The 13820-nt window shown below is 67.0% G+C and carries 16 protein-coding genes; 3 read left to right on the plus strand and 13 right to left on the minus strand.

Annotation, left to right across the window (positions count from 1 at the left end):
- The first annotated feature begins 70 nt into the window (after nt 1-70).
- Nucleotides 71-790, plus strand: coding sequence for a 16S rRNA (uracil(1498)-N(3))-methyltransferase (locus PMI20_RS00950; RefSeq protein WP_007932537.1), 720 nt, complete (start codon nt 71-73; stop codon nt 788-790).
- 109 nt (nt 791-899) lie between these two features.
- Here the strand turns inward: PMI20_RS00950 and PMI20_RS00955 are convergent, their stop codons facing one another.
- From PMI20_RS00955 to PMI20_RS00965, 3 genes are read right to left on the minus strand one after another with little or no spacing between them, the layout of a single operon-like run.
- The gene (locus PMI20_RS00955; protein WP_007932538.1) at nt 900-1802 is read right to left on the minus strand and encodes a transporter substrate-binding domain-containing protein; all 903 of its coding nucleotides are present in this window, start codon (nt 1800-1802) and stop codon (nt 900-902) included.
- A gap of 27 nt (nt 1803-1829) precedes the next feature.
- Nucleotides 1830-2180, minus strand: coding sequence for a RidA family protein (locus PMI20_RS00960; protein ID WP_007932539.1), 351 nt, complete (start codon nt 2178-2180; stop codon nt 1830-1832).
- 27 nt (nt 2181-2207) lie between these two features.
- Nucleotides 2208-3449: a D-amino acid dehydrogenase gene (locus PMI20_RS00965; protein ID WP_007932540.1), complete on the minus strand. Its 1242-nt coding sequence runs from the start codon at nt 3447-3449 to the stop codon at nt 2208-2210.
- 107 nt (nt 3450-3556) lie between these two features.
- Between PMI20_RS00965 and PMI20_RS00970 the strand changes: the two genes are divergently transcribed.
- A complete protein-coding gene (locus PMI20_RS00970) occupies nt 3557-4471 on the plus strand; it encodes a LysR family transcriptional regulator (protein ID WP_007932541.1) in 915 nt (304 codons plus the stop codon).
- Between the two features lie 124 nt (nt 4472-4595).
- Here the strand turns inward: PMI20_RS00970 and trhA are convergent, their stop codons facing one another.
- On the minus strand, nt 4596-5213 hold the full coding sequence (gene trhA / locus PMI20_RS00975) for a PAQR family membrane homeostasis protein TrhA (RefSeq protein ID WP_007932543.1): 618 nt from the start codon (nt 5211-5213) through the stop codon (nt 4596-4598).
- 153 nt (nt 5214-5366) lie between these two features.
- Here trhA and PMI20_RS00980 point away from each other — a divergent pair, with 153 nt between their 5' ends.
- Nucleotides 5367-6284: a LysR family transcriptional regulator gene (locus tag PMI20_RS00980; RefSeq protein WP_007932558.1), complete on the plus strand. Its 918-nt coding sequence runs from the start codon at nt 5367-5369 to the stop codon at nt 6282-6284.
- A gap of 99 nt (nt 6285-6383) precedes the next feature.
- Here the strand turns inward: PMI20_RS00980 and madM are convergent, their stop codons facing one another.
- The 9 genes from madM to mdcA form a co-directional block, all read right to left on the minus strand.
- Complete coding sequence (gene madM, locus PMI20_RS00985; RefSeq protein ID WP_007932567.1) at nt 6384-7148, minus strand: malonate transporter subunit MadM; 765 nt, start codon at nt 7146-7148, stop codon at nt 6384-6386.
- Nucleotide 7149: 1 nt separating this feature from the next.
- On the minus strand, nt 7150-7566 hold the full coding sequence (madL, locus tag PMI20_RS00990; protein WP_007932568.1) for a malonate transporter subunit MadL: 417 nt from the start codon (nt 7564-7566) through the stop codon (nt 7150-7152).
- 66 nt (nt 7567-7632) lie between these two features.
- Nucleotides 7633-8568, minus strand: a complete 936-nt coding sequence (mdcH, locus tag PMI20_RS00995) for a malonate decarboxylase subunit epsilon (protein WP_007932569.1) — start codon at nt 8566-8568, stop codon at nt 7633-7635.
- The gene (locus PMI20_RS01000) at nt 8565-9185 is read right to left on the minus strand and encodes a malonate decarboxylase holo-ACP synthase (RefSeq protein WP_007932570.1); all 621 of its coding nucleotides are present in this window, start codon (nt 9183-9185) and stop codon (nt 8565-8567) included. The genes mdcH and PMI20_RS01000 overlap by 4 nt, the downstream gene beginning before the upstream one ends.
- Nucleotides 9186-9190: 5 nt before the next feature.
- Entirely contained in the window at nt 9191-9994 is an 804-nt protein-coding gene (gene mdcE / locus PMI20_RS01005) for a biotin-independent malonate decarboxylase subunit gamma (protein WP_007932571.1), read from the minus strand.
- The gene (locus tag PMI20_RS01010; protein ID WP_007932572.1) at nt 9991-10842 is read right to left on the minus strand and encodes a biotin-independent malonate decarboxylase subunit beta; all 852 of its coding nucleotides are present in this window, start codon (nt 10840-10842) and stop codon (nt 9991-9993) included. The genes mdcE and PMI20_RS01010 overlap by 4 nt, the downstream gene beginning before the upstream one ends.
- Nucleotides 10835-11134 (minus strand): malonate decarboxylase subunit delta, encoded by a 300-nt coding sequence (locus PMI20_RS01015; RefSeq protein WP_007932573.1) that lies wholly within the window; start codon nt 11132-11134, stop codon nt 10835-10837. The genes PMI20_RS01010 and PMI20_RS01015 overlap by 8 nt, the downstream gene beginning before the upstream one ends.
- Nucleotides 11134-12009, minus strand: coding sequence for a triphosphoribosyl-dephospho-CoA synthase (locus PMI20_RS01020; protein WP_007932574.1), 876 nt, complete (start codon nt 12007-12009; stop codon nt 11134-11136). The genes PMI20_RS01015 and PMI20_RS01020 overlap by 1 nt, the downstream gene beginning before the upstream one ends.
- Nucleotides 12010-13680, minus strand: a complete 1671-nt coding sequence (gene mdcA, locus PMI20_RS01025; protein ID WP_007932576.1) for a malonate decarboxylase subunit alpha — start codon at nt 13678-13680, stop codon at nt 12010-12012.
- Nucleotides 13681-13820: the final 140 nt, after the last annotated feature.

Raw genomic sequence — 13820 nt, forward strand, 5'->3', positions numbered from 1 at the left:
TTTGCAGAGGCGGGCTTGACGCAAAGATCCATTGACCCACCTCGAACCGAATTTTCCCCAGAGAACCACCATGAGACTGTCCCGCTTCTTTATCGACGCCCCCCTGAGCCTCGGCGAGCACGAGCTGCCGGAAGCCCAGGCCCACTACATCGGGCGCGTGCTGCGCATGGCCGAGGGCGACGCGCTGCAGCTGTTCGACGGTTCGGGCAACGAATTTCGCGGCACGCTGCTGGAAGTCGGCAAGAAACGCGTGGTGGTCCGGCTCGATGAAAGCTTCGCCGGGCAGGTCGAGTCGCCGCTGCAGATCCACCTCGGCCAGGGCCTGTCCCGGGGCGAGCGCATGGATTGGGCGATTCAGAAGGCCACCGAGCTGGGGGTGAATGAAATCACCCCGATCTTCAGCGAGCGCTGTGAGGTGCGGCTCAAGGATGAGCGCGCCGACAAGCGCCTGGCCCACTGGCGCCAGGTGGCCGTCAGCGCCTGCGAACAATGCGGGCGCTCACGGGTGCCGGTGATTCATCCGCCGGTGCTGCTGGCCGACTGGATCAAGCAGACCCAGGCCGACCTCAAGCTGGTGCTGCACCCGGTGGCCGAGCCGCTGGTGAGCCACGCCAAGCCTGCGACCCTGGCATTCCTGATCGGCCCGGAAGGCGGTCTGTCCGATGCCGAAGTGGACCAGGCCCAGGGTGCGGGCTTCCTGCCGGCGCGCCTCGGGCCGCGGGTGCTGCGCACCGAAACCGCGCCAGTGGTAGCGCTGGCGGTAGCCCAACAGCTGTGGGGCGACTTCTAACCCGTCCCCGCCTCTGTAGGAGCCAGGCTTGCCGGCGATGGTGGCGCTGCGGTGAGTCAGACAAAACGCTTCGCGGGCAAGCCTCGCTCCTACAGAGGCCACTCAACGCTTACTCCACCGGATCGCTTACTGGTTTGGCGATGATCGCCTTCAGCTCGCTGGTCATCGGGAATTCCAGGTTCAGGCCCTTGGGCGGAATCGGCTGCTCGAACCAGCGCTGGTAGATGCCGTTGATTTCCCCTGAGCGGTACAGGTCCGCCAGGGTGGCGTTCACCAGCTCCAGGAACTGCGGATCGTCCTTGCGCACCATGCAGCTGTAGATTTCCCGCGACTGCTCCTCGCCGACCACCACCCAGTTGTGCGGATCGCGGGCCTTGGCCCGTTCGCCGTAGAGCAGCGCGTCATCCATGTAGAACGCCGCGGCGCGACCCGATTGCAGCATCTGGAAGGCTTCGCCGTGGTCCTTGGCGCTGATCACGAACATGTCGATCTTGTGCTCGACGTTGTAGCTCTTGAGGAAACGCTCGTTAGTGGTGCCGGCGGTGGTCACCACGTTCTTGCCGCGCAGGTCGGCGAAACTCTTGATCCCGCTGTCCCTGGCGGTCAGCAACTGGCCTTTGACGTAGATGAAGCCGTAGGAAAACGCCACCTGCTTCTGCCGTTCGGCAGTCACCCCGGTGGAGCCGCATTCCAGGTCCACGGTGCCGTTCTGCACCAGCGGAATGCGCGTCTGCGACGTCACCAGGTTGTACTTCACCGCCAGTTGCGGCAGCGCCAGCTTGTCGCGGATGCGCTCGACGACCTTGCTCGCCAGGTCCACCGAATAGCCCATGGGTTTGCCACTGTTGTCACCCACGTAGGAAAACGGCACCGACGCATCGCGATAACCCAGGGTAATACTGCCGGCAGTGGCGATCTTACCCAGGGTGCCGGTCAGCGGCGCCTCGCTGGCGTACAGCGGGGAGCCGAGCAACAGGCCCAGGGTGCAGCCGAGCAACGTGATTTTTTGCATTGTTATTCTCCGTTGTGGGTGAAGGCGTTAGCGGCGAACCGCGATGACAGTGATTTCCACCAGGATGTCCGGGCGCGCCAGGGCGGCCTGCACCGTGGTGCGGCTTGGCGCCTGGCCCGGGGACAGCCAGGCCGACCAGACCTCGTTCATCGCGGCAAAGTCCTGCTGGATGTTTTTCAGGTAGAGGGTCGCACTGAGCAGATGATCCTTGTCGCTGCCGGCCTCGGCCAGCAAGGCGTCGATCTTTGCCAGCACTTCGCGGGTCTGGCCGGCGGCATCGGTGGCCTGGCCCGGCACCTGGCCGGACAGGAACAGCAGATCGGCAAAACCCACGACAGCGCTAAGGCGGTCATTGCTGTGGAGACGCTGGATGGTCATGGGACAGCTCCTTGTACGCGAAAGAAATCAGGCGGCATGGGGCTCGAGCCCCTGCATGTCGATGGAAGTGCGGCGCTGGCCGATCAGCTCGGCCAGCAGGCGCCCGCTGCCACAGGCCAGGGTGAAACCCAGGGCGCCATGGCCGAGGTTGAGCCACAGGTTGCGGTAGCCGGTGGCGCCGATCAGCGGTACGCCGCTGGGGGTCGCCGGGCGCATGCCGGCCCACTCGATGGCGGCATCGTAGTCACCGGCATTGGCGAAGGTTTCCCGGGCCTGGCGCTGTATCAGGGCCAGGCGCCTGGGGTCCAGGGCCGGGTCGAAACCGACGATATCGACCATGGCCGCCACCCGCAGCTGCTGGCCGATCCGCGCATAGACGATCTTGCGGTTGTAGTCGGTGATGCTGATTTCCGGCGCCCGGTGCCCCGCGCCGATCGGCACGCTGAGGCTGTAGCCCTTGAGCGGGTACAGCGGCAGCTTCAGCCCGGGCAACGCCAGTTCGCCACTGCGATGACCGGCGGCGAGTATCAGTTGGTCCACCGCCAGCACCTCGTCGCCCAGCTCGATGGCCTGCACCTGGCCGCCGGCCTGACGAATACCGGTGACCTGACGCCCGGTCAGCAGCTGGCAGCGGCCGGAAGCCTGCAACCGCGCCACCAGTTGCTGGCAGAAGGCGTGGCAGTCGGCCACTTCTTCGTCCGGGGTGAAGATGCCGCCGACAAAGGGCGCGCCACCAAGGGTCGGCTCCAGTTCCGTGCATTCACCAGCGGACAGCACCTGCTGCTGGCGCGGATCGGCCAGGCCGTGGCGGGCGTGCTCGAAGCTCGTGGTTTCACGAAAGGTCACCAGCTTGCCGTTGCGCCGCCAGTGAAAACCGTCGAGCCGGTCCTCCTCGCGCCAGCTCTGCAAGGTGGCCTGGCTCAGCAGTGCCAGGCGCAGCAGATGGGCACCGTTGCGGCGGTTGACCGAGCCGCGGCAGGCCGCCAGGAACCCGGCCATCCAGCGCCACTGCGCCGGGTCCAGGCGCAGGCGCAGCTTCAGCGGCGAGTCGCCACGCAGCATCCAGCCCAGGGCCTGCCAGGGCACGCCGGCATCGGCCAGCGGCGCCACGTAGCGGTACGACAGCTGGCCGCCGTTGGCGAAGCTGGTCTGGCTGGCGAAGGCGTCGCGCGCCTCCACCAGGCTGACGTCGAACCCCTCGCGAACCAGGGCGTAGGCGCTGGCCAGGCCAATGACCCCGCCGCCGATGATGCAAACCCGCTGTGCCATGTCAGTCCTTAAAGCCTTGTTGAGCGGGCTTCAGGTTAGGACCAGGTGACAGGCCCGGGACAATGAATAAAGATGGACCACCCATAAACAAAGGTTATGGACTCATCATGCGACTGCGCCATATCGAGATTTTCCAGGCCATCCGCCAGACCGGCTCGATCAGCGGCGCGGCGCAACTGCTGCACGTCTCCCAGCCGGCGGTGACCAAGGTCTTGCAGCACGCCGAGCAGCAGCTGGGCTTCCCGCTGTTCCTGCGGGTCAAGGGCAAGTTGCAGGCCACCCCGGAAGCCCTGGAGCTGGAGCGCGAGGTCGACAAGGTCAGCGAAAGCCTGCAAGGGGTGCGGCGCCTGGCCCAGAGCCTGCGTCGCGAGCCGGGCCACAGCCTGCGGATCGGCGCCACGCCGGCGCTGGCCTTGTCCTTGTTGCCGCCGGCCATCAACCAGTGGACCCGGCGCTACCCGGACATCGTCTGCGAGCTGTCCAGCGCCCACAGCCGCGAGCTGGTGCAGAACCTGCTGATGCGCGAGATCGATGTGGCCCTGACCCTGCAACGCCCGGATCATCCGGGACTGACCGCCCAGGCCCTGGCCAGCGGGGTGCTGGTGGCGCTGGCGCCGCTGGATTACTGGCCCCAGGCGGCCAGGGGCACGCCGCTGCCGTTGATGGAGCTGGCGGGGGCGCCCTTGATCGGCCTGTCCAGCGCCGACCCGCTGGCGGCGAAACTCGACGGTTACCTGAAAGCCGTGGAACCGGCGCCGCGGGTCAGCATCGCTGTGCAGACCTACTCCCTGGCCCGGGCCATGGTCGAATCCGGGGCCGGGCTGGCGGTGATCGACCCCTTCACCGCCCTCGGCGCCTCGCCCGCCAGCACCGCGATTCGCCCGCTGACCCCGGCGCTGCCGATCACCCTGTATGCCGTGACCCGCGTGGCGGAGGCGTTGCCGCACACCTTGAGCAGCCTGCTGGAGATCTTCGGCGGCCGGGCGCAGGAGCAGCTGGATCGGTTGATGACCGGGGATTGAAGCGGCCCTGCCGGGCCTTATCGCGAGCAAGCTTCGCTCCTACAGATACGGCGCAGATCCTGAAACTTCGCGTTCTTCTGTAGGAGCGAAGCTTGCTCGCGATGAACGATAACGCGGTCGCCGATCAGAGCACGTAGAACAAGATCGCCACGAAGTGCAGCAGGCTGCCGGCGATCACGAACAGGTGCCAGATCCCGTGGGCGTGGCGCAAACGGCTGTCGAGGGCGAAGAAGATGATGCCCACGGTGTAGAGCACCCCGCCCGAGGCCAGCCAGGCAAAGCCGGCGGGGCCCAGGGCCGCCAGCAGCGGCTTGACCGCCACCAGCACGATCCAGCCCATCACCGCGTAGATCACGATGGACAGGATGCGCGCCTCGGAGCGCGGCTTGATCTCCTGCAGGATGCCGATCAGTGCCAGCCCCCAGACGATCCCGAACAGCGTCCAGCCCCAGGGCCCGCGCAGGGTCACCAGGCAGAAGGGCGTATAGCTGCCGGCGATCAGCAGGTAGATGGAGAAGTGATCGACCTTCTGCATGATGCTTTTCGCCCGCCCGCGCACGCTGTGGTACAGGGTCGAGGCGCTGTACAGCACCAGCAAGGTGAAGCCGTAGATCGCCACGCTGACAATTTTCCAAGGGCTGCCGTCGAGGCTGGCCAGCACCAGCAGCCAGATCCCCCCGACCAGTGCCGCAATCGCGCCCACCAGATGCGTCCAGGCGTTGAGTCTTTCCCCGTGATACATGTGCCACTCACCTCCCAAGGCGAAAATCTGCGCAAGGCTCAGGCCTGTAGCCTGAAAGCGCAATGTTTCCAAATAAAGCCATGGACGAAAAAACCTCCAGCCAAGTCATGACCCGGCAGGCACAATCGAAGCATTCGAATAAGAGCGCCCATCATGCTGATCGATGAAGAGTTGACCCTGAAAAAGCTCGAAGTGTTTCTGGCGTTCATGCGCACCGGCAATCTGGCACGCGCCGCCGCCGAGTTGCAGACCAGCAATGTCAGCGTGCACCGGGCCATTCACTCCCTGGAAAGCGCCCTGCGCTGCCCGCTGTTCAAGCATGAAGGACGTAACCTGACACCGCTGGAAAGCGCCTTCGTCTTAGAAGAACGGGCGCAGAAGCTGATCCAGGACGTGGTCGAAAGCGTGCGCCTGACCCGCGAAGCAGCCGGGTTCTCGGCGGAACGCTTCAAGCTCGGCTCGTTGTATTCATTGACGGTGAAGACCGTGCCGCAGCTGATCATGGGCCTGAAGCTGCGCCGTAGCGAGCTGAATATCGACCTGATCCTGGGCTCCAACATCGACCTGTTGTACAAGCTGAAGAACATGGAGGTCGACGCGATCCTGGTGTCCCTGGACGACAGCGTCAGCGACCCGGACTGCGAGCAGATCCCGCTGTTTTCCGACGATATCTTCCTCGCCACGCCGGCCGACTCGCCGTTCGCCCGGCAGGCGGAAGTCGACCTCAGCGATGTGCGCGATGCGACCTTCATCACCCTGACCCAGGGCTTCGCCACCCATCAGGACGGGGTGCGGGTGTTCAAGCAGGCGGGGTTCGAGCCGAAGGTGGCGATGCAGGTCAACGACATCTTCACGCTGCTGAGCATGGTCAGTTCGGGGGTGGGCTATGCCCTGCTGCCGGGAAGGATTGCCGCGGTGTACGAAAACCGCGTGAAGTTGATTCCGCTGCAGGCGCGCTACCGGCTGCAACAGCATATCGGCGTGGTGTTCCTCAAGGCCAAGGAGCGCGACCCGAACCTGCTGGCGCTGCTGGCCGAGTGCCGGATGTATGCCAACCGGCAAGACACATAAAGCGCGGTGTTTACACGAGCGCTATCGCGAGCAGGCTCGCTCCTGCAGAGACCGTATACCTCTGTAGGAGCGAGCTTGCTCGCGATGAAGCCAGCCGCCCTACCCCACCAACCCGCGCACGATGAAATACAGCAACGAAGGCCCGAGCAGGCAACCCAGCCCGGTATGGAAGGTCGCGGTCAGCGCGCCATAGGGCACCAGGCGCCGGTCGGTCGCCGCCAGGCCCGCGGTCACCCCGCTGACGGTGCCGGCCAGGCCGCCGAAGACCATCGCCGAACGCGGGTTGTCCAGGCCCATCCAGCGCGCCGCCATGGGCGTGCCGACCATCACCAGGATCGCCTTGATCAGCCCCGTGGCGATGGACAGCGCCACCACATCGGAGCTGGCGCCGATCGCCGCCCCGGTCACCGGACCGACAATGTAGGTCACCGCGCCGGCGCCGATGGTGGTCATGCTCACCGCATCGCGATAGCCGAAGGCCCAGGCGATGCTCGCCCCGACAATGAACGGCAGCACCGTGCCGAGAAACAGCGCGATAGCGCCGATCATCCCGGCCTTGCGTGCCTCGGTGGCCTGGACCTCGAAGGCCGTGGCGACAATCGCGAAGTCGCGCAGCATGGCGCCGCCCATCAGGCCGATGCCGGAGAACAGCGCCAGGTCCGCCAGGCCCTTTTGCCCACCGGTGACAGTGCCACCAACCCAGGCCAGCACCAGGCCGATGACGATGGCGATGGCCGAGCCGTGCACCCGGCCGAACGTCAGGCGCTTGGACAGTAGCACCGAGACCCACATGATCACGCCGACGAAGGCGAAAGCGGTGACCAGGCCGTTGTGTTCCAGGCCTTTCTCGATCAGATCCCACATATCAGCGTCCCCCTGCCGCAGCGGCACCAGGGGCGACAGCGTCCGGTTCGTCCGGCAACGGTTCGCCTTTGTTGGTGCGGCTGATCAGGGCGATGGTGCAACCACAGAGCACCACCGAACCAATGGCCGCCAGCACCGCTACCGGGCCGCCGTGCAGGGCGGTGACCACATTCTGTTGCGCAGCCATGGCCACCACCACCGGGATGTACATGGCGCCCCAGAAGCCGACGCCCATCTCGCAGTCCTTGGTCATGCCGCCGTGCCTGTGCATCCACAGCCGCGCGCAGATCAGCAGGATCATCGCGATGCCGACACCGCCGACGTTGGATTTCACCCCCAGCAGGACGCCGAGCATGTCACCGATAATCACCCCTGCCAACGTACAGATCGCCAGCAGCGCCACACCGTAAATAATCATTGTTGTAGTCCTCAAAGTGCATCGTCGAAGTTGTTGTTCTTGTGCTTCGCCAGCTTGAGTCGGTGTCTAGGGTTGGCGGTTTCCCTCCTCACGCAACAGCGCCTGTAAGGTGTCGAGCCGGGCCCCGTCGCAGGCCATCACGGTGCCCTGTTCGAACACCCGGCGCGCCAGAACGGTCAGCACCGCGCCGGGCGGCAGTTCGATCTGCAGCCGCACGCCGCGCTCATAGGCGCTTTGCACGGTGCCGCGCCAATCCACCACCCGGCACATGTTGAACGCCAGGTCGTCGCGCAACTGCTCCGGCGTACGCAGCGGCCGCGCCCGGCTGCCGCTCAGGTAACCCAGGCGCGGCGGCTGCAACGCCACCCTGGCGAACGCCTCGGCCAGGGCCTGGGCCGGCTGCTCCAGCAGCGGGCAATGGGACGGCACGCTGACCGCCAGACGCTTGGCCACCCCGACACCACAGCCCCGGGCCAGCTCGGCGACCTGGGCCATGGCGGCATCGCTGCCGGCGATCACCACCTGGCTATCGGCATTGATATTGGCCAGGTACACCGGGTTGTCCGGGCGGTGCACCCGGGCCAGCAAGGCCTCCACCGTCGCCAGTTGCAGGCCGACGATCGCGGTCATGCCATAACCCTGTGGGTAGGCCTGCTGCATCAGCTCGCCGCGCAGGCTGACCAGGCGCAGTGCATCGCCGAAATCCAGGGCGCCGGCCACCACCGCAGCGGGATAGGCGCCAATCGACAGGCCCGCCACGTAATCCGCGCCCGGCCCGTTTTCCAGCAACACCCGGGCATGGGCCACGCCGGCGATCAGCAGGCACAACTGCACCGCCCGGGTAGTCGCCAGGGCCTGGGGCGAATCCAGGGCCAGGGCATCCTCGCCCAGGACCTCGCTCGCCTGTCGCAGGCAGGCCTCGGCCAGGGCGCTGGGCGGCAGCCGATGCAACATCCCCGGCTGCTGCGCGCCCTGGCCCGGAAACACCAGCAGGCTGCTCACGCCACCTGCTCCAGGGCCTGCCACGGATCGCCGACCAGCCGCGCGCCGCTGGCGCTTTTCAGCAGCACCCGCGCCGATGTCCCGGCCCACTCGCGCAGGGCCACGGCGCCGTTGGGTGTCTGCAATTGCAGGTCCACCGGGCAGACGGCGGCGTCGAGCAGCGCCAGCAACGCCCGGGCCTCGACCCGGTCCATGGGCTGCGCAGTGCGCAGGATCAGGTCCAGGTCGCTGTGTCGATGCAGCGCCGGCACGCCGCTGGCCAGCTCAAAACCGGCGCTGCCGCTGACACCCCAGGCCAGGCCGAGGGCATCCAGGGGTTCACGCAACCGAGCCAGTGCCTGGAGTGCTGGCCAGGCCCGATCCGACTCGACATGGCACAGCGCTTCCGGGCGCACCCGGCGCTCGATGGCCGCCACCGCCATCAGCGTCCCGTAGCGCTGTTCCCGCAGCCGCCCACGCACGCCCACCGCCACCTGCCCGGGCGCGGTCAACGCACGGCGCACCACCACCGGTTGCCCGGCGGCCATGGCCGCCACCGCCCAGGCCGGGGCATCGGCGGGCAACTGCCGAGGGGACAGGCCCCACAGCAGGTCATGGGGCAGCAAGGCGCTGGTCATGGCACTCACCACTGCTCGCGCAACAGCTGGCGGACCCGGCTGGAAGCGCCGCGGTTGCTGGCCCCCAGGCGTCCCGACAGATCGCGGCCATGGGCCCGTGCATCGGCAATCGCCTGGCCCAGGCATTGCCGTACCAGGGTCAGGTCGTCGGCGGTCGGCTGTTCGATCTGGCTGACCGACAAGGTTTCCCAGAGCAGACCGAGGCTGGCATAGCTGTCGATGTCATAGGCCATGGGCGGCACACTGGCGGCCAGGGCCTCCAGTTCCTCGACGCTGCGCAGGGTGACCCGCGCCGCCGACGCCTTGCCCATGGCGTGCACCATCACCCCCGGGTCGCGCAGGGCGATCAGGCGGTTGACCTGGTAACCGTGGGCCAGGAAGGCCCCGGACATGGCCTTGCCCACCAGCAGGCCGATCACCGGATGCCCGGCCAGCCGGGCCCGGGCATAGCTGTCGGCGGCCGCGGCCAAGGCCTGATGGATGCCCAGGGCCTCTTCGCGACGCCCATAGGCCTGGCTCGGCACGTCGACTATGGCGATCAGCGCGCGCTTGACGCTCTGCTCACGGTCGGCCTCGATCGCGTCGTCCACCGCCTTGGCCAGGCCCCAGCCTTCCAGCAGGCCGACCTCACCATTGCGCGCCCGCACAAAAGGGTTGGCCGGGTCGGCGACCACGGCGATAAACCGTACCGGTTGCTGCTCCAGCGTGGCGTCCGCCACCTTCAACGAGGCCGGCAAACCCGCTACCGGGGCGGCGCCCGCGCTCAGAGCCGTGAACCAATGCAGGCCCCGCAGGGAATAAGCACTCATGAGCGGTCTCCTCGATACAGCTGGCGAACCGTCGCCGGGTCGATCTGTGGATGGCTGTCCAGCCGGGCCAGGCGTTGCAGGTACAGCTCGGCCTGCCGGCTGCGTTGCGCGCTGGGCAGGCCCTGGGCCAACAGTTCGCCGACCTGTTGGCGGATCTGCGCCACATCGTCGGCCACATAGCGGTCCGCCAGGCCACTGGCGAAACGCTGCTCGCCGCCGGTCAGGCTCCAGATAAAGGGTCGGTCGCGGGAGTCGTATTCCTCGAGGCCGGCTTCCTGTTCGATCACCTGCGGACCGTTGAGGCCCAGGCGCGCCTCCTGGGTCACCAGCAGGTAGCTGCACAACCCGGCGGCAATCGACATACCGCCAAAACAGCCGACGCTGCCGGCCACCACACCGATCACCGGCTGGTACTGGCGCAGGTCGACGATGGCCGCGTGAATGTCAGCAATCGCCGCCAGCCCGAGGTTGGCTTCCTGCAGGCGCACGCCACCGGTTTCCAGCAGCAGTACGGCGCGGGTAGCAATGCCCTTGCGGTTGTCTTCGGCCGCCAACTCCAGGGCGCCGGCGATCTTCGCCCCGCCGACTTCGCCGAGACTGCCGCCCTGGAACGCGCCTTCGATGGCGGCGATCACCACCGGCAGGCCATCGATGCGGCCCTTGGCGATCACCACCCCGTCATCGGCCTGGGGCACCACGCCCTGGCGCGCCAGCCACGGCGACATGACGCGCTGGAACGGGTCGAGCAATTCGCGAAAACTGCCGGCGTCGAGCAGGGCCTTGGCGCGCTGCCGGGCGCCGAGTTCGACGAAACTGTGCTTGTTGAGCAAACGGGCGCTGTCAGTCATGGCCGATCTCCTCGAAGCCCTGCTCCAGGCGCAAGCGCACCACGCCCGGGGTGGCGCCAAAATCATGGATATCGATGCTCAGGGCCGGCGGCGTCTGGCCGTCGAACATGCGCTCGAACAGATGCTGCCAGCGCGACGCGCTGCCGTTGACCGAGGTCTGCACCTGAATGCTCAGCTTGCCGGGCTGCCCGGGTTCGAGCAGCACCTCCAGGTCGCCCGAGCCGACACAGCCCACCAGCGCCCGGCCCCGGGCGGGTTGCCCGGCGGGAAATTCGAAAGACAAGGTTTCCATCACACTGCTCCCTGGATGAAGGCGGCGCCGGAGGCGATCCGGTCGATCAGCAGGCAGGCCGCGAGCAAGTCCGCGGCGCCACCGGGCGAGGCGTTCAAGGCCAGCAGGCACTGGTCCAGCTCATGCAGGCGGCGACGCCCGGCCAGGCTGGCGCTGCCGCCGGCGTCGAGCACCGCCTGGGCACCCTGTTGCATGGCCCGCAAGCCCGCCTCGCCAGCGCGATAGAGCACGCAGGTATCGGCCAGGCCGGTCATGATCGCCAGCAGCGCATCGAGCCGGGCGTTCTGTTCGCCATGCCCCTGGGCACGGCTGCGTTCGAGTTGCGGCAGGCCCCGTTGCAGCACCGCTGGAAAACCCAGCTGGGCTTCTTCGCGGGCGCCGCGCACGCCATAGCGCAGCGCCACTTGCGCGCCGTGGCTGAGGGGTCGCGGCGCGTAACGGTCATCCAGCAGCGCCAGGCGCGCGGCCCGCAGGCACAGGGCGCCGGCGCTGTTGGCCTGAGGTTCCAGCGCGGCGGCGGCCACCAGCAGGCCCAGGGCCCAGATCGCACCACGATGAGTGTTCACCCCGTTAGTCGTAGCGAGCATCGCCGCCTCGCCTTCACGGCCGATGCGGCCCAGGGCTTCGCGCAGGGGCAGGCCGACCGCGCCGAACACGCTGGCGGCGTCGGCCATTTCCTTGAAGGCCGGCCACAGCGACAGCGCCGAGGCGTGCATCAGCCCCAGGTGCAGATCGCTATGGGCGCCGTTGCCGCGACGGTCGACCAGGGCCGGTTTCGGCGACAGGTCGGCTTCGTCGATCAGTGCGTCCACCGCCAGGTCCGCCAGGCGCTCGGCCAGGCTCAGGGGTTTGCTTTGCAGGTTGAAGGCGTGCATTTACCAGCTCCTGAACTTGGCGGGCGGGTTGTACAGGCCACCCGACCACTCCACCAGATCGGCGACGCTTTTCGCCGCCAGCAGCTCGCGGCTGGCGTCGGTGCGGCGGATGCCGAGGTCTTCGGGCAAGGCGATCAGGCCTTCGCGGCGCATGCGCGTGGTGTCTTTCGGGTTGTGGCGCAGGCCGATGGCGGTCACCCCGGCCACCGCCGCGATCATCGCCTGGCGCTCTTCCAGGGAACGCGCCTTGTACAGGTAGGCGATGCCCTCTTCCGTCAGCAGGTGGGTGACGTCGTCGCCATAGATCATGATCGGCGCCAGGGGCATGCCGCTTTTCTTCGCCACTTCCACGGCGTCGAGGGTTTCGACGAAGGTCGGTTTGCCGCCTTCCTGGAAGGTCTCGACCATCTGCACCACCAGCTTCTTGCCTCGCTCCAGCATCGGTTGTTGCGCGTCGTCGCGGCGCATATCCAGCCAGGCCGGGGTGCCGTGGCGCCGGCCACGGGGGTCGTGGCCCATGTTCGGCGCACCGCCGAAGCCGGCCAGGCGGCCGCGGGTCACGGTGGAGGAATGGCCGTCGCCATCGACCTGCAGGGTCGCGCCGATAAACAGGTCCACCGCGTACTGCCCGGCCAGCTGGCAGAACATCCGGTTGGAGCGCAACGAGCCGTCGCGCCCGGTGAAGAACACATCCGGCCGCGCGGCGATGTAGTTTTCCATGCCCAGCTCGGTGCCGAAGCAATGCACGCTTTGCACCCAGCCGCTTTCGATGGCCGGGATCAGGGTCGGGTGGGGGTTGAGGGTCCAGTTGCGGCAGATCTTGCCTTTCAGGCCCAGGGATTCGCCGTAGGTCGGCAAGATCAGCTCGATGGCCGCGGTGTTGAAGCCGATGCCGTGGTTGAGCGACTGGACCTTGTGTTTTTCATAGATGCCGCGGATCGCCATCATCGCCATCAGCACGTGCACCGGCTTGATGTGGCGCGGGTCGCGGGTGAACAGAGGTTCGATGTAGAACGGCTTGTCGGCCACCACCACGAAATCGACCCAGGACGCCGGGATATCCACCCGCGGCAGCTCGCTGACGTCGTCCACCAGTTGGTTGACCTGGACGATGACGATGCCATCGCTGAACGCCGCCGGCTCGATCAGCGCCGGGGTGTCCTCGGTGCTCGGCCCGGTGTAGATATTGCCCGCGCGGTCGGCCATGAACCCGGCCGAGAGCACCACGTTGGGGATCAGGTCCACCACCAGCCGCGCATAGAGTTCGATGTAGGTATGGATCGCGCCGATTTCCAGCAGGCCGTCTTCCAGCAGCTGGCTGATGCGCAGGCTCTGGGTGCCGGCGAAGGAGAAGTCGAGCTTGCGGGCGATGCCGCGTTCGAACAGGTCCAGATGCTCCGAACGGCCGACGCTGGGCATGATCATGTGCAGGTCGTGCAGGCGGCTCGGGTCGGCCTTGGCCAGGGCGCGCGACAGGAAGTCCGCCTGCTTCTGGTTGTTGCCCTCCAGCACCACGCGGTCGCCGGGCAGAATCAACGCCTCCAGCGCCGCGACTATCTTGTCGGTGGGCAACACCGCACCATCGGTGAGACCCCGCACCTGCTCGAGACGCCGCTGCTTTTCAGCGCGCCGCCGCGTCCAGCGCGAGTCGGGGGATATTGTTGTTGTCATGCTCACTCCACGGGTTCGCTGTCGTGGCCGCTACCTTAGGAGCGCAGGAGGCATGGCATCAATCAAGCAGAGTGGTGGATCGTTACGGTGAGGGTAATGATCAAGGGCGCAGGCCATCGCGCCTACGCCCCATAAACAAC

This window comes from Pseudomonas sp. GM17, from assembly GCF_000282175.2.
GTDB lineage: Bacteria > Pseudomonadota > Gammaproteobacteria > Pseudomonadales > Pseudomonadaceae > Aquipseudomonas > Aquipseudomonas chlororaphis.

Coding starts and splice junctions, on each gene's coding strand:
- mdcA (WP_007932576.1), bottom strand. CDS start 13,680: ATGACAACAACAATATCCCCCGACTCGCGCTGGACGCGGCGGCGCGCT.
- PMI20_RS00965 (WP_007932540.1), bottom strand. CDS start 3,449: ATGGCACAGCGGGTTTGCATCATCGGCGGCGGGGTCATTGGCCTGGCC.
- PMI20_RS00950 (WP_007932537.1), top strand. CDS start 71: ATGAGACTGTCCCGCTTCTTTATCGACGCCCCCCTGAGCCTCGGCGAG.
- PMI20_RS01015 (WP_007932573.1), bottom strand. CDS start 11,134: ATGGAAACCTTGTCTTTCGAATTTCCCGCCGGGCAACCCGCCCGGGGC.
- PMI20_RS01000 (WP_007932570.1), bottom strand. CDS start 9,185: ATGACCAGCGCCTTGCTGCCCCATGACCTGCTGTGGGGCCTGTCCCCT.
- PMI20_RS00980 (WP_007932558.1), top strand. CDS start 5,367: ATGCTGATCGATGAAGAGTTGACCCTGAAAAAGCTCGAAGTGTTTCTG.
- madM (WP_007932567.1), bottom strand. CDS start 7,148: ATGTGGGATCTGATCGAGAAAGGCCTGGAACACAACGGCCTGGTCACC.
- PMI20_RS00970 (WP_007932541.1), top strand. CDS start 3,557: ATGCGACTGCGCCATATCGAGATTTTCCAGGCCATCCGCCAGACCGGC.
- PMI20_RS00955 (WP_007932538.1), bottom strand. CDS start 1,802: ATGCAAAAAATCACGTTGCTCGGCTGCACCCTGGGCCTGTTGCTCGGC.
- PMI20_RS01010 (WP_007932572.1), bottom strand. CDS start 10,842: ATGACTGACAGCGCCCGTTTGCTCAACAAGCACAGTTTCGTCGAACTC.
- mdcE (WP_007932571.1), bottom strand. CDS start 9,994: ATGAGTGCTTATTCCCTGCGGGGCCTGCATTGGTTCACGGCTCTGAGC.
- trhA (WP_007932543.1), bottom strand. CDS start 5,213: ATGTATCACGGGGAAAGACTCAACGCCTGGACGCATCTGGTGGGCGCG.
- madL (WP_007932568.1), bottom strand. CDS start 7,566: ATGATTATTTACGGTGTGGCGCTGCTGGCGATCTGTACGTTGGCAGGG.
- PMI20_RS00960 (WP_007932539.1), bottom strand. CDS start 2,180: ATGACCATCCAGCGTCTCCACAGCAATGACCGCCTTAGCGCTGTCGTG.
- PMI20_RS01020 (WP_007932574.1), bottom strand. CDS start 12,009: ATGCACGCCTTCAACCTGCAAAGCAAACCCCTGAGCCTGGCCGAGCGC.